Origin of the sequence: uncultured Microbacterium sp., from assembly GCF_964244775.1 — a bacterium.
GTDB lineage: Bacteria > Actinomycetota > Actinomycetes > Actinomycetales > Microbacteriaceae > Microbacterium.
Window position 1 is genome coordinate 103071 of the sequence record NZ_CAXTJR010000002.1, and the last position, 19174, is coordinate 122244.

Annotated in this window: 17 protein-coding genes; 8 read left to right on the plus strand and 9 right to left on the minus strand. The window is 71.1% G+C overall.

Features of this window, described 5'->3' with window-relative positions:
- Window positions 1-23: 23 nt before the first annotated feature.
- Window positions 24-464 (minus strand): metallopeptidase family protein, encoded by a 441-nt coding sequence (locus ACFE6Z_RS05705; protein WP_375384747.1) that lies wholly within the window; start codon window positions 462-464, stop codon window positions 24-26.
- A gap of 695 nt (window positions 465-1159) precedes the next feature.
- Here ACFE6Z_RS05705 and ACFE6Z_RS05710 point away from each other — a divergent pair.
- Window positions 1160-1366 (plus strand): DUF3499 family protein, encoded by a 207-nt coding sequence (locus ACFE6Z_RS05710; protein ID WP_375384994.1) that lies wholly within the window; start codon window positions 1160-1162, stop codon window positions 1364-1366.
- Between the two features lie 61 nt (window positions 1367-1427).
- Entirely contained in the window at window positions 1428-2888 is a 1461-nt protein-coding gene (gene ahcY / locus ACFE6Z_RS05715; protein ID WP_375384748.1) for an adenosylhomocysteinase, read from the plus strand.
- Between the two features lie 82 nt (window positions 2889-2970).
- Here the strand turns inward: ahcY and ACFE6Z_RS05720 are convergent, their stop codons facing one another.
- Entirely contained in the window at window positions 2971-3846 is an 876-nt protein-coding gene (locus tag ACFE6Z_RS05720; RefSeq protein WP_375384749.1) for an RDD family protein, read from the minus strand.
- Window positions 3847-3861: 15 nt separating this feature from the next.
- Here ACFE6Z_RS05720 and ACFE6Z_RS05725 point away from each other — a divergent pair, with 15 nt between their 5' ends.
- Window positions 3862-4857 (plus strand): stage II sporulation protein M, encoded by a 996-nt coding sequence (locus ACFE6Z_RS05725; RefSeq protein WP_375384750.1) that lies wholly within the window; start codon window positions 3862-3864, stop codon window positions 4855-4857.
- Between the two features lie 233 nt (window positions 4858-5090).
- Here the strand turns inward: ACFE6Z_RS05725 and ACFE6Z_RS05730 are convergent, their stop codons facing one another.
- The 6 genes from ACFE6Z_RS05730 to ACFE6Z_RS05755 all read right to left on the minus strand — a co-directional run bounded on the left by ACFE6Z_RS05730 (window position 5091) and on the right by ACFE6Z_RS05755 (window position 11624).
- A complete protein-coding gene (locus tag ACFE6Z_RS05730) occupies window positions 5091-5906 on the minus strand; it encodes an aquaporin (RefSeq protein ID WP_375384751.1) in 816 nt (271 codons plus the stop codon).
- A gap of 111 nt (window positions 5907-6017) precedes the next feature.
- Window positions 6018-7337, minus strand: coding sequence for a DUF58 domain-containing protein (locus tag ACFE6Z_RS05735; protein ID WP_375384752.1), 1320 nt, complete (start codon window positions 7335-7337; stop codon window positions 6018-6020).
- Between the two features lie 3 nt (window positions 7338-7340).
- Entirely contained in the window at window positions 7341-8342 is a 1002-nt protein-coding gene (locus ACFE6Z_RS05740; RefSeq protein WP_375384753.1) for an AAA family ATPase, read from the minus strand.
- Window positions 8339-9571, minus strand: coding sequence for a DUF4350 domain-containing protein (locus tag ACFE6Z_RS05745; RefSeq protein ID WP_375384754.1), 1233 nt, complete (start codon window positions 9569-9571; stop codon window positions 8339-8341). The genes ACFE6Z_RS05740 and ACFE6Z_RS05745 overlap by 4 nt, the downstream gene beginning before the upstream one ends.
- Window positions 9568-10248: a DUF4129 domain-containing protein gene (locus ACFE6Z_RS05750; protein ID WP_375384755.1), complete on the minus strand. Its 681-nt coding sequence runs from the start codon at window positions 10246-10248 to the stop codon at window positions 9568-9570. Before ACFE6Z_RS05750 ends, ACFE6Z_RS05745 begins: the two co-directional genes overlap by 4 nt.
- Window positions 10249-10253: 5 nt before the next feature.
- Window positions 10254-11624 carry a glycerophosphoryl diester phosphodiesterase membrane domain-containing protein gene (locus ACFE6Z_RS05755; RefSeq protein ID WP_375384756.1) on the minus strand — a complete coding sequence of 457 codons (1371 nt, stop codon included), beginning with the start codon at window positions 11622-11624 and terminating at the stop codon, window positions 10254-10256.
- Window positions 11625-11871: 247 nt separating this feature from the next.
- Here ACFE6Z_RS05755 and mtrA point away from each other — a divergent pair, with 247 nt between their 5' ends.
- From mtrA to hpf, 5 genes are all read left to right on the plus strand, one after another.
- Window positions 11872-12564 (plus strand): MtrAB system response regulator MtrA, encoded by a 693-nt coding sequence (gene mtrA, locus ACFE6Z_RS05760; protein WP_375384757.1) that lies wholly within the window; start codon window positions 11872-11874, stop codon window positions 12562-12564.
- Window positions 12565-12571: 7 nt separating this feature from the next.
- Window positions 12572-14311: an MtrAB system histidine kinase MtrB gene (mtrB, locus tag ACFE6Z_RS05765; protein WP_375384758.1), complete on the plus strand. Its 1740-nt coding sequence runs from the start codon at window positions 12572-12574 to the stop codon at window positions 14309-14311.
- Window positions 14308-16062: an LpqB family beta-propeller domain-containing protein gene (locus ACFE6Z_RS05770; RefSeq protein WP_375384759.1), complete on the plus strand. Its 1755-nt coding sequence runs from the start codon at window positions 14308-14310 to the stop codon at window positions 16060-16062. Before mtrB ends, ACFE6Z_RS05770 begins: the two co-directional genes overlap by 4 nt.
- 94 nt (window positions 16063-16156) lie before the next feature.
- The gene (locus tag ACFE6Z_RS05775; RefSeq protein ID WP_375384760.1) at window positions 16157-16864 is read left to right on the plus strand and encodes a ComF family protein; all 708 of its coding nucleotides are present in this window, start codon (window positions 16157-16159) and stop codon (window positions 16862-16864) included.
- A gap of 124 nt (window positions 16865-16988) precedes the next feature.
- Entirely contained in the window at window positions 16989-17645 is a 657-nt protein-coding gene (hpf, locus tag ACFE6Z_RS05780; RefSeq protein WP_375384761.1) for a ribosome hibernation-promoting factor, HPF/YfiA family, read from the plus strand.
- A 167-nt stretch (window positions 17646-17812) separates the two neighbouring features.
- On the opposite strand, the gene ACFE6Z_RS05785 is transcribed toward hpf, so the two are convergent.
- Window positions 17813-19135, minus strand: coding sequence for a hypothetical protein (locus ACFE6Z_RS05785; RefSeq protein WP_375384762.1), 1323 nt, complete (start codon window positions 19133-19135; stop codon window positions 17813-17815).
- Window positions 19136-19174: the final 39 nt, after the last annotated feature.

A 19174-nucleotide genomic window follows, 5' to 3' on the forward strand; every position in this document is an offset into this window, starting at 1 on the left:
CCGTCGACGACGCGCTCGACGGGTCAGAAGAACCGGAAGCGCTCGGGCCCGAGGTCCCACGGATCGCGGTCGAGATACTCGGCGGCAGCACGGAACACGCAACCTTCCACCAGCATCCGACGATGCATGTCGTCATTGCGATGCAGGTGGCTGAGACGCTCGATCGGCAGGCGGTAGAGGATTATGCGCTTCTCCTCGGTGAGCACCTGCCAGCGGGGGATGCCGTCGTCATCGGATGCCGGGGGCATTTCGCCGACCTCGAAGCTGACGTCGCGCAGCTCGGTCCAGGCGGAGCGGAGGAACTCGGCGGCCGAGCCGACGGCCATGTCGAACCTGTCGACGCGGGTGTCCAAGGGTGGGAGGGGCGGGCGGACCACGGGGCTGCGGTCTTCGCGGCCGTGCCGCCCGTGGCGGGATGGGCGCGGGGCGGAGGGTGCGGAGCTCGTCGCGCGTCGCCAGGCCATGCGACCATCCTAGGTTCTGGGGATCGCGGGGGCCGGGCTGTTCCCCCATGTCCGCCAGCTGGCGGACATGCGTGCGCCGGGCGACCATCTCGCGGACGTGGGGATCGCCGCTCGCGCGAGGGGGCCTGGGCGTGCCTGCCAGCTGGCGGACATGCGTGCGCGGGGCGACCGTCTGTCGGACATGCGCGTCGCCGGCTGGGCGTCGACTCTCCGGCATCCCGCCTCCGTGCCTACCAGCTGGCAGACATGAGTGCCCGGGGCGACCGTCTCCCGGACATGGGAATCGCCGGTCCCGCGAGGGGGCCCAGGTATGACTACCAGCTGGCGGACATGCGCAGGCCGGGCGACCGTCTGCCGGACATGTGGGTCTTCGGCTGGGCGTCGACTCCAGCATCCCGCCTCCGTGCCTACCAGCTGGCGGACATGCGTGCCCGGGGCGACCGTATGCCGGACATGGGGATCGCCGCTGGGGCGAGGCGGCCTGGGGATGCCTACCAGCTGGCGGACATGCGTGCCTGGGGCGACCGTGTGTCGGACATGCGCGTCTCCGGCTGGGCTTCGACTCTCCAGCATCCCGCCTCCGTGCCTACCAGCTGGCAGACATGCGCGCCCGGGACGACCATCTTCGCGACACCAGCGGTCGGCGGCGGCGCGGCATCCCGGCTCTGTCGGCGGCCGCGGATAGCGTGAAGGCGATGCGCGAGAGACTGTGTTCGAAAGTGGCCTGCGCCCGCGAGGCCGTGTCGACCCTGACGTACGACTACGGCGACCAGATGGCCGCGATCGGGCCGCTGGGCGCCGGCGACGATCCGCACGCGCACGACCTGTGCGCGATCCACACCGACCGGCTCTCGGTGCCGCGCGGCTGGGTGGTCGTGCGCCACGAAACTCTCCGCGCCTGAGCGGGCGGGAACGACGGCACCCGCGCGAACACACGCCGCGCTCGCATGGAACAATAGGAGTATGTCGACCCAGATCGTCTCCGCAGCCCCGTTCACCGTCGCCGACCTCTCGCTCGCCGAGTCTGGCCGTCACCAGATCCGTCTCGCCGAGAACGAGATGCCCGGTCTCATGGCTCTCCGTGAAGAGTTCGGGCCGACGCAGCCGCTGCGCGGCGCCCGGATCGCCGGATCGCTGCACATGACCGTGCAGACCGCCGTCCTGATCGAGACCCTCGTCGCGCTCGGCGCGCAGGTCCGCTGGGCCAGCTGCAACATCTTCTCCACCCAGGACGAGGCCGCCGCCGCCGTGGCAGTAGGCCCCACGGGCACCGTCGACGCGCCCGCGGGCGTTCCGGTGTTCGCCTGGAAGGGCGAGACGCTCGAGGAGTACTGGCAGTGCACCGACCGCATCTTCGACTGGTCGGCTGAGGGCTTCGACGGCCCCAACCTGATCCTCGACGACGGCGGCGACGCGACGATGCTGGTCCACAAGGGCGTCGAGTTCGAGGCCGCGGGCGCGGTGCACGACGCCGGCGTGGACGACTCACACGAATACCGCGTGGTGCTCGACACGCTCCGTGTGAGCCTCGCCGCCGACCCGCAGCGCTGGACCCGCATCGCGGAGGACCTCATCGGCGTGACCGAAGAGACGACCACGGGCGTGCACCGCCTCTACGAGCTCGCGGCGTCCGGAAAGCTGCTGTTCCCCGGCATCAACGTGAACGACTCGGTCACCAAGTCGAAGTTCGACAACAAGTACGGCATCCGCCACTCGCTGCCCGACGGTCTCAACCGTGCCACCGACGTGCTCATCGGCGGCAAGACGGTGTTCGTTGTCGGCTACGGCGACGTCGGCAAGGGCGCTGCCGAAGCCCTCCGCGGCCAGGGCGCCCGGGTGATCGTGAGCGAGATCGATCCGATCAACGCGCTCCAGGCGGCGATGGACGGTTACCAGGTCGCCCGGCTCGACTCGATGATCGGCGACGTCGACATCGTCGTCACCGGCACCGGCAACCAGGGCGTCGTCACGGTCGAGCACCTGCTGGGCCTCAAGCACCTCGCGATCGTCGCGAACGTCGGCCACTTCGACGACGAGATCGACGTCGCCGGCCTCGAGTCGCTCGAGGGCGCCGAGGCGATCGAGATCAAGCCGCAGGTGCACGAATGGCGTCTGCCGAACGGACGCAGCGTGCTCGTGCTGAGCGAAGGACGCCTGATGAACCTGGGCAATGCCACGGGGCATCCGTCGTTCGTGATGAGCGCCTCGTTCACCAACCAGGTGCTCGCCCAGCTCGAGCTGTTCACGAACATCGCTGACTACCCGATCGGCGTCTACACGCTGCCGAAGGCGCTCGACGAGAAGGTCGCGCGGCTTCACCTCGCCGCGCTCGGCGTCGAGCTCACCGAACTGACTCCTGCGCAGGCCGCCTACATCGGCGTCCCTGTCGAGGGCCCGTACAAGCTCGACCACTACCGCTACTGATCCGGGCGCGGCCGCCTCTGATCCGGGCCCGGCCGCCTCTGATCGAGCCCAGCCGCCGCTGATCCGGACAAAAGGCCGCGCGTCAGTGTCCGGAATCGCGTTCCGGAAAGCCGCGGGGGATGCCGGTGGCCACGGTCAGCGCGGCGACGCGCTGGGTTTCTCGCACGAGCGCCTGATACTCGCGGTCGCGACGCACGGCTGCGACGCCGCGGAGGAGTGTCTCGGGGTCGACCACCGGCAGCGGTGAGACGAAGGGGGCAGCCTCGGCGCCGAGGGATGCTGCGACCCGCGCCCGCGCGGACGGCTGCATGCGCTCGGCCTGGGTCACGAATTGCGCGATCCGGCGGTTCAGACGGTCGGGGAGGCGTGCGACGTCGGCGGTGGCCGCCCATCCGGCGAGGACAGCGGGAGCCCCGGGGAGCGCGGGCGGCAGGGCGGGAACCCGGGTGCGCTCGGAGTAAGTGCCGGCGAGGAGGTCGCCAAGGCGCTGTGACCGCGGCGTGAAGGCGCCGACTAGGGCGGCCACTGAGCCCAGCGTCATCCAGATCTCGAACACGCCGACGAGGGCCCGGATGAACGCGTGCCGGAATCCGGTCGCGCCGCCGTCCGAGCGCACGATGCGTCCGCCGACCACGAGTTTGCCGACGCTCCTGCCCCGCGTCGCCGTTTCCACGGCGGTGGGGATCACGACCATCACGATCACGGCCAGCACGATCGACACGATTCCGAAGACGGATGCGGGCAGCGCGCCCTGCGACCCCAGCCAGGTGGCCACCAGAGCGAATATCACGAACACCGCGACGCCGATGACGACATCGATCAGCGTGCCGAGGGCGCGCAGGAAGAACCCCAGTGGCTGCACGTCGAGCGCGACGGCCTCGCCCGTGAGCACCTCGTCCTGCCCGATCTCGATCAGCCGGACCGGCGCGACGGAATCCGGGGTCTGTGCGTGCGGCATGGGTACAGTAAACCAGTGGACCTCGACGCGCTGGCCGCCGCCCGACGGCACGAGTGGGAGCGACTCGACGCGCTCGGCCGCACGCGGCGCCTGCGCGGGCCGGAGGTCGACGAACTCGTCACTCGGTATCGCTCGGCATCCGCCGACCTGGCCGACATCAAGACCTCCGCCGGTCGCACTCCGCAGGGCGACCACGTCTCGACCCTCCTCGCCCGCGCGCGGCTGCGGATGACCGGCACTCCTGAGAACGTCCTCCGGCAGATCCCTCGGTTCTTCGCACTGCAGCTGCCGGCGGCCCTCTACCGCGTGCGCTGGACCACGCTGGTGATCGCCGTCTGCTTCGTGCTCGTGGCCGCCCTCGTCGCGTTGTGGATCTCGGGCGACCCCGCACTGGTCGCGTCATTGGGCAGCCGCGCCGAGCTGCAGTACTACGCCGAGAACTCGTTCACCGGCTACTACAGCGAGAACCCCGCTGCCGTGTTCGCCGGCACGGTGTGGACCAACAACGCCTGGATCGCCGCGCAGTGCGTGCTGTTCGGCGTCACGGGCATCTGGCCGCTCATGGTGCTCGTGCAGAACGCCGTCGGGGTCGGCACCGCCGCCGCCGTCATGATCGCATTCGGGCGCGGAGACGTCTTCCTGCAGTTCATTCTCCCGCACGGGATGCTGGAGCTCACGTGCATCTTCGTCGCCGCCGCGGCGGGGCTGCACATCTTCTGGGCGTGGGTCGCCCCCGGCGCCCGCTCGCGTGGCGAGGCGCTCGCCGCCGAAGGACGATCGCTCGCGACCGTCGCGATCGGCCTCATCTTCGCGCTGGCCCTGTCGGGCATCGTCGAGGGCTTCGTCACGGGCCAGACCTGGCCGTGGCCGGTCAAGATCGCCATCGGCGCCGCCGCGCTCGCCGTCTTCCTCGTGTACATGCTCGTGATCGGCGGCCGCGCCTCCCGGCGGGGCGAGACCGGTGACCTCGAGGAGTATGCGGCCGGTACGCCGAGGCTCGTCGCGGGCTGAGCCGCTCTTCGCCGGTCGCCTCGCGAGCCACTTCGTGCCGGTTTGCGCTCGCCGAACCGACCACACCTGGCTCGCGAGTGGGAGGGGGCCGGGTTCGCGAGCCACTTCGTGCCGGATGGCGGCCACTGAACCGACCACACCTGGCTCGCGAACGCCCGAGCGGAGGGACGACCCGTCGCACGCGAAAGGGCCGGCCGCGTGAGCGACCGGCCCTTTCGTGAGGGATGCTGCGATCAGCCCTTCTTGGTGCCGTCGAACAGTGCCCGGTAGGCGAAGCCGGCGATGAGGGCGCCGATGATCGGGAACACGATGAACACCCAGAGCTGCGCGAGCGGCGTGCCGCCGCCGTACACGGCCGTGGCGATCGAGCGGGCCGGGTTCACCGAGGCGTTATCGATCGGGATGATCGCGAGGTGGATCAGGGTCAGGGTGAGGCCGATGACCAGACCCGCGAAGGTCGTGCCGCGGGTCGAGTGCGTAACGCCGAGGATCACGATGACGAAGAGCGCCGTGAAGAGCACCTCGACGATGATCGCCGCGCCGATGCCGAACCCGCCCGGCGATGCCTCGCCGAAGCCATTGCTGGCGAAGCCGCCGTCCTGAGCCTTGGCGAGCCAGCCGTCGGGGCCGAAGAGGCCGATCAGCACGATGAGGGTCGTGGCCACGAGGCCACCGACGATCTGCGCGATGATGTAGCCGAGCACGCCGCGCCAGGGGAAGCGTCCTGCCGCGGCCAGGCCGAAGGTGACGGCCGGGTTGAAGTGGCCGCCCGAGATCGGACCGAACGCGTAGGCGCCGGCGATCACGGTGATGCCGACGGCGAACGAGACGCCGGTGAATCCGACGCCCAGCGGGGTGCCGGCCGCGAGCGGGCTCCCGGCCGCGCTCGTGCCGAAGTTGGCGGCGAACAGCGCAGTGCTGATGACACCGAGGACGAGAAGGAACGTGCCGAAGGCCTCGGCGACGAGCGTTGCTGCGGTCGACGGCGCGGTGGGTGTGTGGTCAAGGCGAGTGGGAGTGACTGGTTTTTCAGGACGAGGATCGCTCACGGCGGATCTCCTTCGAAAGGGAATATGCGGGCAAAGTGGCGCCCACCCGGGAGCCTAGAGCACACTCAGCCGATTCTCAGGTATCCGCACCGGGGTCGACGACATCGCGGGTCACAGTCGACCTGCCGCCTTCAGCGAGAGGTACCGGTCGGCGATGCGCGGCGGGAGCGCGTCCGGAGTGTCGGCGAGCGCCTCGCCGCCCGCACGCACGATCGCCGCCGCCACGAGGTCGGCATCGCGGCGGGTGCGCTCCACCGCCGCGGCGCGGTAGACATCCTCCGCGGTCGCGCGGACCGGCTCATCGAGCACTGCGCCGGCACCCAGCACACTGTCGGTGGCGGCGCCGACGAGCACGTGCGCCCGGCTCGTGAGGGCCGGAAGCGAACCGAGCAGGCCGCGGGCGGCTTCGGGGGCGTCCTGGGCCGTGAGCAGCACGACGAGGGATGGACGGGTCGAGAGCGCGCGCACCTGGGCGATCGCGGCATCCCAGTCGGTATCGATGAGCTGTGCCTCCACCGGCGCCATCGCGTCGACGAGGGCGGGGAGAAGGGCGGCCCCGTCGATGCCCGTCACGCGTGCGCGCACGACGCGGTCGAACATGACGAGGTGCACGTGATCGCCCGCGCGGGTGGCGAGGGCGGCGAGCAGCAGGGCGGCCTCCATAGCCGCATCCAGACGGATGCTGTCGCCCACGCGTGCCGCGGCGGTGCGGCCGGTGTCGATCACGATCACGACGTGCCTGTCGCGTTCGGGGCGCCAGGTGCGCAACATCGTGGTGCCGGAGCGGGCGGTGGCGCGCCAGTCGATCGAGCGCACGTCGTCGCCGCGCACGTACTCGCGGAGACTGTCGAACTCGGTGCCCTGACCGCGCACCTGCACGCTCGTGTTGCCGTCGAGCTCGCGCAGGCGCGCGAGGCGCGAGGGGAGATGCCGACGCGATGCGAAGGGCGGCAGCACACGGATCGCGCCGGGAGCGGACAGGCTGGCCTGGCGCCCGGCGAGCCGCATCGGCCCGTCGCTGCGGACGACGACGAACTCGCTGCGCAGCTCGCCGCGACGGCGGGGGAGGAGCGGCACCGTGATCCGGCGCCGTTCGCCCGCCGGCACGTCGAGCACGATTCGCGCGTCCGGCGCGCCCGCCGTCGGCTGCCATGCGTCACGGGCCCGCCCGCGCACGCGCCGGGTCGACGGGTTGTGCACAGACAGCGTCGCCTCAACCGGCTCGCCGAGCCGGACGCGCCGGGGGAGCGTGCGGACGATATCGAGCGATCGTGGGTCGGCGGCGGCCAGAGCATCCGCTCCGGCGGCCAGGGTACAGAGCACGAGCCAGCCGAGCGCCGCGAGCCACGCGTGCACTCCCGCGACCGACAGCAGGATCACGGGCACGACGCCCGTGGCGACGAGGAGCGGGAGGCGGCCGGTGAGGTACATGTTTCAGATCGGAACGCGGGTCTGCTGCAGCACCGACCCGAGCACGGCGTCGACCGACACGCCCTCCAACTCGGCATCGGGCCGAAGGCGGATGCGATGCCGCCAGGCGGGCACGAGCATCGTCTGCACGTGATCGGGCGTGATCGCGGGGTAGCCGCCGAGCCAGGCCCACGCCTTCGCCGCCGCGAGCAGGGCGGTGGACGCGCGCGGACTCACGCCGAGCTGCACCGAGGGGCTCTGCCGCGTGGCACGCGCGAGATCGACCACGTAGGCGAGCACGTCATCGGCGACCGCGACGGATGCTGCGGCCCGCTGCGCGGCGCGGATCCCGGCCGCATCGACCACGGGTTCCAGCCCCGCAGCGGCCAGGTCGTGCGGATCGAAGCCCGAGGCGTGGCGGCGGAGCACCGTGAACTCGGCGTCACGGGACGGCATGTCGATGACCAGCTTGAGGAGGAACCGGTCGAGCTGCGCTTCGGGGAGCGAGTAGGTGCCCTCGTGCTCGATAGGGTTCTGCGTCGCGGCGACCAGGAACGGCTGGGGCAGGGGCCGGGTGACGCCGTCGGTGGAGACCTGATGCTCTTCCATCGCCTCCAGGAGCGCCGCCTGCGTCTTGGGCGGCGTGCGGTTGATCTCGTCGGCCAGCACGATGTTCGTGAAGACCGGGCCCTCGCGGAATTCGAACTCGCCCGTCCGCGCGTCGTACACGAGCGAGCCCGATACGTCGCCCGGCATCAGGTCGGGGGTGAACTGGATGCGCTTCGTGTCGAGGCCCAGCGCACGGCTGAACGACCGTACGAGCAGGGTCTTCGCGACGCCCGGCACGCCCTCCAGCAGCACATGGCCGCGCGAGAGCAGCGCGATCAGCAGCCCGGTGATCGCGCCGTCCTGACCGACGACGGCTTTGCCCACCTCGATCCGGACGCGGTTCATCGACTCGCGCAGGGCGGCGTCGTCGGGTAACGCGGTGTAGTCGGTGAGGGTGCTTTCGGGAGTGTCGGTCATGGCCGGTTCCTTTCCGGACGGACGGCGCTGCGCACCGCCGCCTCGAGGTCGCGCAGGCGGTCGCTGAGGGCGACCAGCTCGGCATCGGTGGCGGGAAGATCATCGATCAGGATGCTGCGCACCTGCGCAGGCGAGGCGTTCAGGCGTGCTGCTGCGGCATCGGCGATCTCGGTCGCCGATGCGGCGGTGGTGTGCGCGGCGCCGCCGAGCCCCAGCATCCGCGCGAGGCGGCCGGCCGTGCCGATCCGCAGCTGGTCGGCCGCGTGGACGGTGTCGCGCGAGCGCGCGTACAGGCGGGCGCGACCCTCGGTCGTCTCCGACGCGCGCACGGTGACGGGGAGCCGCTCGTGCACGAGCGGGCCGAAGCGCCGGCCGCGCCAGATCGCGGCTGCGAGGGCGGCGCCCAGCAGCACCACGATCGCGGGGCTCACCCATGGGGGAGTGAGGTCGCCGAGCGACTGGGTCGCGCCGGCGCCTTCGCCGTCGGAGAGTGCGGGCACGTACCAGACCACGCGAGGGTGCATACCGAGGAGTCCGATGCCGAGCGCGGCGTTGCCCCCATCGGCGAGGTGCTCGTTCGTGAACAGGGCGCGGCCGTCGACGGCGGTGACGTGCCCGGTGCCGCCGACGGTGCGGGTGAGCAGCCCGAAACCGTCATCCACCGGGTAGCAGCCCGCGACGTCGTGCCCGGCGAGCAACACCGCGCCGGGTGCGACCGATCCGGCTCGCTGCGCCACTTCGAGATCGCACGCGGGAGCGACCCGAGCCTCGGGAGCGACGCCCGCCGGCTGCGACCCTGGCAGCAGCACGCGCAGCCCCCGCGCACGCGGATCGACGAGGACGACGTCGGTCGCGGCATCCGTCACCTCGCGCAGCCGATCGTCGCTGAGGAGCGGGCTGTCGGCGAGGACCAGGGTCGCATCGCCACCCGCCAGCGCCGCCAGCGCCGAGTCGCGGTCGCGGACGACGCTCACCGCGACGCCGTGCGCGCGGACGACCTGGGCGAGCGCCCGTGTGCCCTGCGGGCCGGCCGATTCGGGGTCGAGTGCGTCGCGCTCCGACCAGCGGCCGACGCCCGACACGATCGTGCCCGCGATGCCCACCACGACCAGGGCGGCGACGATCGCGGCCCACGCGAGGGCGCGCCGGCGTCGGGGCGGCGCGTCGGCCGTCGTGGGCGGGCGCTCGTCGCGCACCTTCCCGTCGAGCACCTTCCCGTCTGAGTTCACCGCGATACCGCCAGGGCGACGTCCTGCGTCGGATGCTGTACCGACACCGCCTCGTCGATGTCGACGACACGGTGGTACAGGTCGGCCGTGCCCGGGCGGCGGAGGTACCGCACGTCGTCGAACGCGGTGGCCGCAGCATCCAACCCGTCCCGTGCGGCGGGCAAGCGTCGGCCCGCCGCGCGCGCGAACGAATGCACCGTGGCGCCCGGCGGCGCATCGACGATCCCGCGCTCGTCGAGTCCGCGGGCGAGCGCCCGGAATCGCAGGACCACCGCGGCGTCCCATTCTTCACGTGCGGCGTGGGATGCCGCGTCGCGGCGCAGCTCGGCGGCGCTCCGACCCTCGGCTTCGCCGAAGAGCGTGGTGGCGGCAGCGTGCGATCGCCGGGTGGCTCGCGGGCGCCCCCAGATCGCGAAGGCGACGACGATCAGCACGATGACGACGATCGCCGCGATGACGGCGAACGCCGACCCCCAGCCGCCGGACAGCTGTGCGTTGAAGATGTTCGCGAAAAAGTCTCCGACCGCGCGAGCGGCCCGGTCGAACGGGGTCGGCTGCGCGATCTCGTACGCCCGGTCGGAGAGCTCCTGCTCGGCCCAGCGGCGCGCTTCATCGGCGTCGGGCGTGAGCGGAGGCGCGTCGGTGTCGGCCGACGCGCCGCCCGCCCAGGCGAGCATCCGCCCTACGACCACGGCGACTCGGGGTCGGTCTTGCCCGGCTGTTCGGGCGCGGCCCATTGCGTCGCGTCGGGCTGTTGCGTCGCGTCGGGCTGGGGCGCCGCGTCGGGCTGTTGCGCCGCGTCGGGCTGGCGCGCCGCGTCGGCAGCCGGGTACGGGGCAGGCGGGGCGACCGGGTACGGGGGAGGCGGCGGGGGATAGCGCTGGCCGTACGCCGGAGGCGCGTAATGCGGGGGGTACGGCTGCGGGGGGTACGGCTGGGGCGGGTAGGGCGCGGGCGGATAGCCGGGGTAACCTGTTGGGGCGCCGTACGCGGGTGCCGGATGGCGGGGCGCGATCACCCGGCCGATGTTCTCGGCATAGGGGTCGGCGAGAGCCGTGGCCCCGGCATCCCGTCTCTCGACGTAGGCGAGCAGGTCGAGATCGAGCCCCTCGCGCCGCATGCGGCAGTCGACATAGATCAACGCGGTGGCCGTTGACTGCACGATCACGGCGACCGACTGGATGAGCAGGGTCACGACCTGCGTCAGGAGGCTGCCCACGATGAGGGTGATAAACGTGCTCGCATCGCTCGCGCCTGTCGGAGCGATGACGGTGGACAGCCCCGCGGACAGGAACGAGAAGGGGATGCTGACGACCTGCGCGACCGTGCCGAACACGAGGGAGATGATCACGATCACGCCGAGCGCCGCCCAGAACCGGCCGCGGATGAGCGTCCATGACCGGGTGATCGCGCCGCCGATGCTCGCCTGCTCGAGGATGATCGTCGCCGGCACAAGGAGCAGCTTGGTCGACAGCCACAGCGTGAGCGGGATCGCCGCGAGCACGGCGAGGACGCCGAGGCCGATCGCCACGGGTGGAGCGGCGAAGCCGATCGCGATGATCGCGCCGATCACGACCGCGATCACGACCAGGGCCGCCAGCGAGAGGAGGAACGCGTAGCCGATCAGGCGCCAGGCGACCGGGCGGACGCGCTGCCACAGCACCCGCAGCGACAGCTTCTCGGCCACGACGGCGTGTGCCACCTCGCTGACCACGACGCCCTGCACGATCACGCCGAGAGCGCCGGCCGCGAGCCCCAGCACGAATCCGGTGACCGCGGTCAGGGCGATCGAGCCCGTCATGATGGTCTGGAAATCGGCGCTGCCGGGCCGTACGGTGTCGAGGCGGGTGAATGAGCTCCACGCCACGAGGCCGACGCCGAGGAGGACGAGCAGGTAGGCGCCGGTCTGCACGCACAGCGCGAACCCGAGCAGCACACGCGGATTCTGGCGGAGAGCGGCGAACGAGCGGCCCAGGATCGTGCCGAACGACAGCGGATGCAGGGGGACGATGCCGGGCTTCGACGCAGGCGTCCATGCGGGGTACGCGGTCACGTGTCCTGAACCATCTGTCGGACCACCCTTCGCCTTCTGTGCGGAGACTCGGTGCGCCATGCGGGCGCGGTCCTATCGTGTCATGGTCCTCACATGAGGGTCATCTCCCCTCGAGGGCCCGCGCGTACTCGGGCTCTGCCCAGCGACCGTCTATTACTCTGTGAGAGCGGCAGGGGAAGGCGCGCGCACCGTCGCGCACCCCGGTCGGTCGCACATGCCTCACCGGCAAGAAGGAAAACCGCTGTCCATGACTTCACGCATCCTGGTTGTCGATGACGACACCGCCCTCGCGGAGATGATCGGTATCGTCCTGCGGACCGAGGGTTTCGAGACCGCGTTCTGCGCCGATGGCTCCAAGGCCGTCGAGGTGTGGCGGGAGGAGCGTCCCGACCTGATCCTGCTCGACCTCATGCTCCCCGGCATGGACGGTATCGAGATCTGCACGCGCGTGCGCGCCGAGTCCGGCATCCCGATCATCATGCTGACCGCACGCACCGACACGGCCGATGTCGTGAAGGGCCTGGAGGTCGGCGCCGACGACTACATCGTGAAGCCCTTCAACCCGAAGGAGCTCGTGGCCCGCATCCGCACCCGCCTCCGCCCGGCCGCGCAGTCGGCTGCGGAGGTGCTGCGCATCGGCGACCTCACGGTAGACGTGGCCGCGCACGAGGTGCGCCGCGCTGAGAAGCACGGTGAGATCGCGATCGCGCTCACGCCGCTCGAATTCGAGCTGCTGGTGGCACTTGCCTCCAAGCCTCAGCAGGTCTTCTCGCGCGAGATGCTGCTCGAGCAGGTGTGGGGCTACCACTACAAGGCCGACACGCGTCTGGTGAACGTGCACGTGCAGCGCCTGCGCGCCAAGGTCGAGCTCGACCCGGACAACCCGACGATCGTCACCACGGTGCGCGGCGTCGGCTACCGCGCCGGCGCCGTCGTCTGAGGCCACCATGGCCGGCTCGAACGCGCGAACGACGAAGACCACGTCGACGTCTGGGATCGCGATCACGGCCGGCCCCACGCCCCTGACCGGATGGCGCGAGTTGCGCGCGTGGCCGGGCAATCTGACGGCCCTGTGGCGGCGTTCGCTGCGCTTCCGCACGATCCTCATCACCGTTGCGCTGACGGCCCTCGCGATCCTCATCGCGTGCATCTGGATGGCCCTGGCCATCCAGAACGACCTGTTCCAGTCGCGGCTGCTGCAGGTGCAGACCGACGCGCGGCGCGCCACGACGGCCGCACAGGAGACGCTGGACTCTTCGGTCGTGCAGGGGGATGTCTTGCAGATCCAGAATCTGATGACGAGCGTGCAGAACAACCTCGCGCAGCAGTCATCCAGCGATTCGATCACGGTGCGACGGATCGACCGCACGCCCTCGGTCCTGGCCCCGCAGGACTTCAGCTCGGGCCTGCTCAGCGACCAGAACCTGATCTCCGCTCAGCTGCGCTCGTCTGTGCAGGCCGAGCCGCAGAATCAGTGGTGGCAGTCGGTCGCCCTCCCCACCGAGAGCGGCGTGCTCCCCGGCATCATCGTCGGCCAGCAGCTGGTCGTGCCCGATGTCGGCGCGTATGAGCTGTATCTCGCGTACGACCTCGGGAGTGCCTCGCAGACCCTCGGATTCATCCAGGGCACACTGTGGATCGTCGGCATCGGGCTCATCCTCCTGATCGGGGCGATCTCGTGGTTCGTGCTCCGATCGGTCACGATCCCGATCGGCGAGGCCGCCGACACGAGTGCCCAGCTCGCCGCCGGTGAGCTGGGGGTGCGGCTGCCGGTGCGCGGTGAGGACGAGCTGGCGACCCTGGGCCGTTCGTTCAACGCGATGGCCGACAGCATCGAGTCGCAGATCAAAGAGCTCGCCGATCTGTCGCTCGTGCAGCAGCGATTCGTATCGGATGTCTCGCACGAACTGCGCACGCCGCTCACGACGATCCGGCTCGCCGCCGACATGATCAACGACCGGCGGGAAGACTTCGATCCGTCGACCGCGCGGGCGGCCGAGCTGCTCAACGCGCAGGTGCAGCGCTTCGAGACACTGCTCACCGACCTCCTCGAGATCAGCCGCTACGACGCCGGGTCGGTGCAGCTTGAGCTCGAGCCGACGAGCCTCGCGCATCTGGCCGAAGACGTCATCGAGTCGATGCAGCAGCTCGCCGACCAGCACGGCACCGACGTGCGTCTCGTGGCCCCCGGCGGATATTCCCCCGTCGACATGGACCCGCGGCGGGTGCGCCGGGTCGTCCGCAACCTGCTCGGCAACGCGATCGAGCACGGCGAGGGCCGGCCGATCGTCGTGACGGTCGACAGCGACCAACAGGCGGTCGCGATCGGAGTGCGCGACTTCGGGCTGGGCATGAAGGCCGACGACGTCGATCGCGTCTTCGACAGGTTCTGGCGCGCCGATCCGTCGCGCAAGCGCACGATCGGCGGGACGGGGCTCGGCCTCTCGATCGCCCTGGGCGATGCGCGCCTGCACGGCGGCGAGCTGGCGGTCTGGTCCGAGCTCGGCCGCGGCACGAACTTCGTGCTCACCCTGCCGCGCACGGCGGAGCGGATCGCCGGGGCATCGCCGATTCCCGTCGACGCGGGCGACGACGGCGCGGCCGGCATCGATGCGCTGGGGCTGACGCAGCCCATCGAGATCCCGCGGGATGCTGCGGCCACCACCCGCGGCGGAGGTGCCTCGTGAGCATCCACAGCGCCGCACGCCGCCGCCTCGCTGCCGTCGCCCTCGCGGTCGTCACGGCCACCCTCCTCACCGCATGCGCGGGTCTTCCGACATCGGGCCCGGTCGAACCGGGTCTCAACGCCGGCGATGACGGCGCCGCGCCCGCCTTCGTGTTCGAGCCCGACAGCCCGCAGCCGGGTGCCTCGCCGCAGCAGATCGTGGATGGCTTCATCCGCGCCGGTTCGGGCCCGGGGCCGGCGAACGGCTGGAGCGTCGCGCGCGAGTACCTGGCGCCCGGCATCCGCGACACCTGGAAACCGACGACCGGTGTCACGATCGACGTCGGCACCCGCAACTACGGCGAGGAGGCGGATGGCTCTGGCTCGACCGGCACTGGCTCGGGCGGCACTGGTTCGCCGGCTGCCTCCGACGCGGCGATCGCGCTCACCCTGACCTCGGTGGCGAGTGTGGATGCCACCGGCGTCTACACGGTCGATTCCGGCTCGACGCGGCTGCTGTTCCGCCTGGCCAAGCAACCCGACGGCGAATGGCGGATCAGCGAAGCGCCCGACGGCATCGTGCTGGATCAGAACGTCTTCCCGAGCGTCTACCACCGCTACTCGCTCATGTACTTCGATCTGGGCCGGCAGTTCCTCGTGCCCGACCTGCGCTGGTTCCCCACCACCAACTCCACCACGAGCATCGCGAGCGCGCTCCTGGGCGGAGCGTCACCGTGGCTGAAGGACTCGGTGTTCTCGGCATTCCCTGACAGCGTGCAACTCGACGCGCCCTCCGTCCGCATCGTCGACAGCGTCGCGCAGGTGCAGTTGAATCGCGCGGCCTTGACGGTCGACCCGCAGGCCCTCGATCGGATGCAGACGCAGCTCGAGGCGAGCCTGAAGACGGCCACGGTGACCGGTGTGCAGATGTCGGTGGGCGGCACGCCGCTGAACGCCACGACCGTACCGGTGCGCTCGACGCAGGTCGATGCGACCCCCCTGGTACTCACCGCGGCCGGGTTCGGCTACCTCAACGGCGACACGGTGCAGAGCGACAGCATCCGCGGTCTCTCCGATGCAATCGTCAAGGCCGCGCCCGTCGCGGTGCAGGTCGGTCCTGATCGCGATGTCGCGGCCGTGCGATTCGCGTCGGGCTCGGTCGGGCGGATTGCGGCGACCGGCGTCGTCACGGAGCTGGACGACCGCTCCGAGCTGATCGACCCCACGATCGACCCGCTCGGCTTCGTCTGGAGCGTCCCGCGCGATCAGCCGGGCGCCCTGGCCGCCTACGACGGCAACGGGCAGCGGATAGCGATCGCAGCGACGTGGAACGGCGCGACGCAGGTGTCGTCGATCGCACTGTCGCGCGACGGCACGCGCCTCGCCGCGCTGGTGACGAGCGGCGGGCGCTCGGCCGCGTGGATCTTCGGCGTCGTCCGCGATACGGCAGGCGTCCCGCGTCAGCTGGGCGGGCCGCTTGAACTCAGCCAGCCGCAGGGGTCGGGCATCGGCATCGCGTGGCTCGATGACACCACGGTTGGAATAGTGACGTCGTCGGGAGACACGGCGGTCGTCACGGAGCAGCCGATCGGCGGTCCGTCGACCACGGTCGCCGGTCCGAGTGCGATCACCGCGGTCGCCGGAGCAAACCAGACCACCACGGTCCGCATGCGCGATCAAGCCGGCGTGCTCTACGCCAAGCGCGGGTCGAACTGGCAGCAGATCGCCGCGGGCGTGCTCGTGCTGGCGACGCAGCAGGGGTTGCCGCAATAGGTCGTGCCCTCCCCAAGGGCATCGCGGAGGCGGTCGGTGCACGGATGCTGTCGCCCCGCGCGTGACGCCGGCGCAGCGCCTGCACGATCGGGGGATGCGTGATCGCGGATCGACCCGTCCCGCCGACGCCGCATGGCTCGAGGCGACCGTGCGGACGGCGCTCGCGCAGGCGCTGGCGCTCGCCCTCCCCGTCGACTGCGCGGGATGCGACGAGCCGGACGTCGGGTTGTGCCGCGCCTGCCGGGCGGCGCTGGCGCCCCGCGTGCAGCAGCGGCGGCTCGAATCGGGCCTCCCGGTGTGGAGCGGCGTGCGGTTCGAGGGGGTGAGCGCCGGCGTGCTGCGTGCGCTCAAGGAGGAGGGTCGCACCTCGCTCGCGCGGCCGCTCGCCGGCGCCCTGCGCGAGGCCGCAGGCGCAGCCGCCGGCAGTCGTGGGGCGGGGGCCGGTGCCCGGTCGATCGTCTTCGTGCCCGTACCGACGTCGCGGGCGGCGTACCGCCGCCGCGGGTTCCGCGTCGTCGACCTGGTTGCCCGTCGCGCCGGCCTTCCCCTCGCGCGGCTGCTGGTGATCCGGCGCGGCACGGCCGATCAGCGATCGCTCGGGCGGACCGCTCGCCGACGCAACGTCGCCGGCAGCCTGAGGGCGCGCAATGCCGCCGCCATGCGGGTGGTGATCATCGACGACGTTGTCACCACGGGTGCGACGCTCGACGAGGCCGCTCGAGCGCTGCGTGCGGCGGGAGCCGTCGTACTGGGCGCCGCGACCATCGCGGCGACGCCGCGTCTCGGCCGGAGTCCTCGATGAACGCCGGGTTACGGCATCCCAAACCCATAGGTGACATGCCGACCGCCCCGGGCTAGCGTGGGGGGCACCAAGGCGACTCGCGGTCCGCCCTTGACCCGGCGGACCCGGAACAAGGAGGTCAAGGATGGAAACCAGCATCGTCGGCGTGGGAGTGAGCATCACGGATCGATTCCGCTCAGTCGTCGAAGAGAAGGCCGTTCGCATCGACAACCTCGCGCCTCGCGCGCAGCGACTCGACATCAAAGTCACGCACAGCGCCTATCACAACGGTCACGTGGAAGACGACACCGTCGAGCTCACCCTGACGGGCAAGGGCCCGGTCGTGCGTGCCGAAGCGGTCGACGGCGACAAGTTCGCCGCCCTCGACCTCGCCGTCGACAAGATGACCGAGCAGCTGCGGCGTGCCAAGGACAAGCGGGTGGACGCGCGCAACCACCCGCGCGGCGCGAACTTCGACAAGGGCAGCGGCGAGCTGCAGGGCATCGACGTGCGTCCGGCATCCGCCGACGTGCTCCGCGCCGTCGCGACCGGTGAGATCCCGGTCGTCGCAGTCGACGACGAGGCCGACTACACGCCGGTGGTGATCCGCACCAAGAACTTCGATGCGGAGTGGATGACGGTGGAGGAGGCCGTCGACCGCATGGAGCTGGTCGGGCACGACTTCTTCCTCTTCATCGATGCCCGCAGCGATCACCCGAGCGTCGTCTACCGCCGCAAGGGCTGGGACTACGGTGTGATCTCGCTGACGGCCGCCGCGCCGCCGATCGAGCTGGCCTCGTAATTCTTCGCGCTCCCCGCGGCGCGGTGATCGAGTAGCGAGCGCCAGCGAGCGTATCGAGATCCCTCGGACCGACGTATTACGCAGGTCTTGATCTCGGTACGGCGCTGCGCGCCTACTCGATCACCGCCGCCGGCGGCGGCGCTGGCGACCGCCAAAAAGGGGGCAGGTCAGCCGTCGAACATGTCGCCGAGCAGGCTGCCGATCACGAGACCGCCGAGGATGCCGCCCATCCCGCCCATTCCGCCGCCGCGACCGCCTCCCTGCTGCGGCCCACCACCCCAGCCGCCGTTCTGCGGTCGCGATGAATCGATGTCGCGCTGCGCGAGCTGCAGCGCTTCGCTGGCCAGGAGCGCCGATCGCCGCGCCATCTGGAAGGCGGGCTCGAGCGAGTCTTCGCCGCCGGGCAGCGCCTCCATGTCGACACGGATCCGTTCGGCCTCCGCGAGCCGGGTGCGCGCATCCGCTCCGATCCAGCCACGATGCCCGGCGATGACGCTGCGGGCGACCGCGAGCTGCCGGTCGGCGTCGTCGACGGCGTGCCGGATCTGCTCCACGGTGGGCAGCGGATGCGCCGCACGTTGCTGAGCGACGGCGATCGCAGCATCCAGAGCCATGTTCGCCTCGCGCAGCTGGGTGAGCTCGGCGAACGGGTCGGTCTTCGCAGCGGCAGGCGGCAGCGCTGCGAGAGCCTGCTCGAGCGCCTTCGCGGCTGCCGTGACGGCGGGCACCTGCGGCGCGGAGCGCGCGACGATCAGGTCGTCGCGCGAATCCTCCACGACGGCGGCGAGAGTGGACTCGGCGCGCAGCGCCTCGATCTCGAAGGACTCGACGGCGTCCAGAAGCACGCCGGCGCGCCGCACCGCTTCAGTTGCGGTCTCCAGAGCCAGGTTCGCCTGCTCGCGCTGCCCGGCGTTGCGGCGGCGCTCCGACACGTCGGCGCTGTGCTCGGCGAATGCGAGCAGCTGCTCGGTCTCGTCGGGGTTTGCGGCCACCTGCTTGAGGGCGTCGGCGCTGTAGCGCTCCGCGACCCGTGCGACGGTCTCGCGCGCCTGGGGGAGCCGATCGCGGAAGCGGACAGCATCCGCCCGCACTCCCGCGATGATCTCGGGCGCGCGACGCGCGGTCGCGATCTTGTCGGCGAGTACCGAGGTCTTGGCCTCGATGAGATCCTCGGCCCATTCGCACAGCTGCACGATGCGGGCGTTGCGCGTGCGCAGCTCCTCGGCCGTATCGGGGATCTCGTCGTGGTTCAGCTGGTTGAGCTGGAAGGCCTCGCCCATATGGTGGCGCACCGATGCGAGCGAGGTGCGCAGCTCGGAGGTGGACCCGACGCCGAGTTCTGCCTCGGCGAAGTCGAGTTCGTCGGTGGTGAGCCGGATCTTCTCGTCAGCTGCGACCAGGGCGGATTCGGCGCGACGCGCGAGATCCGCATCCTGGGCGGCGAGCGCCTGCTGCTCTTCACGTTTGCGCTTGCCCCAGAATCCAGCCATGTCTCGATCCTAGGAGTGCCTGCTCGGAGCGGCCTGCAT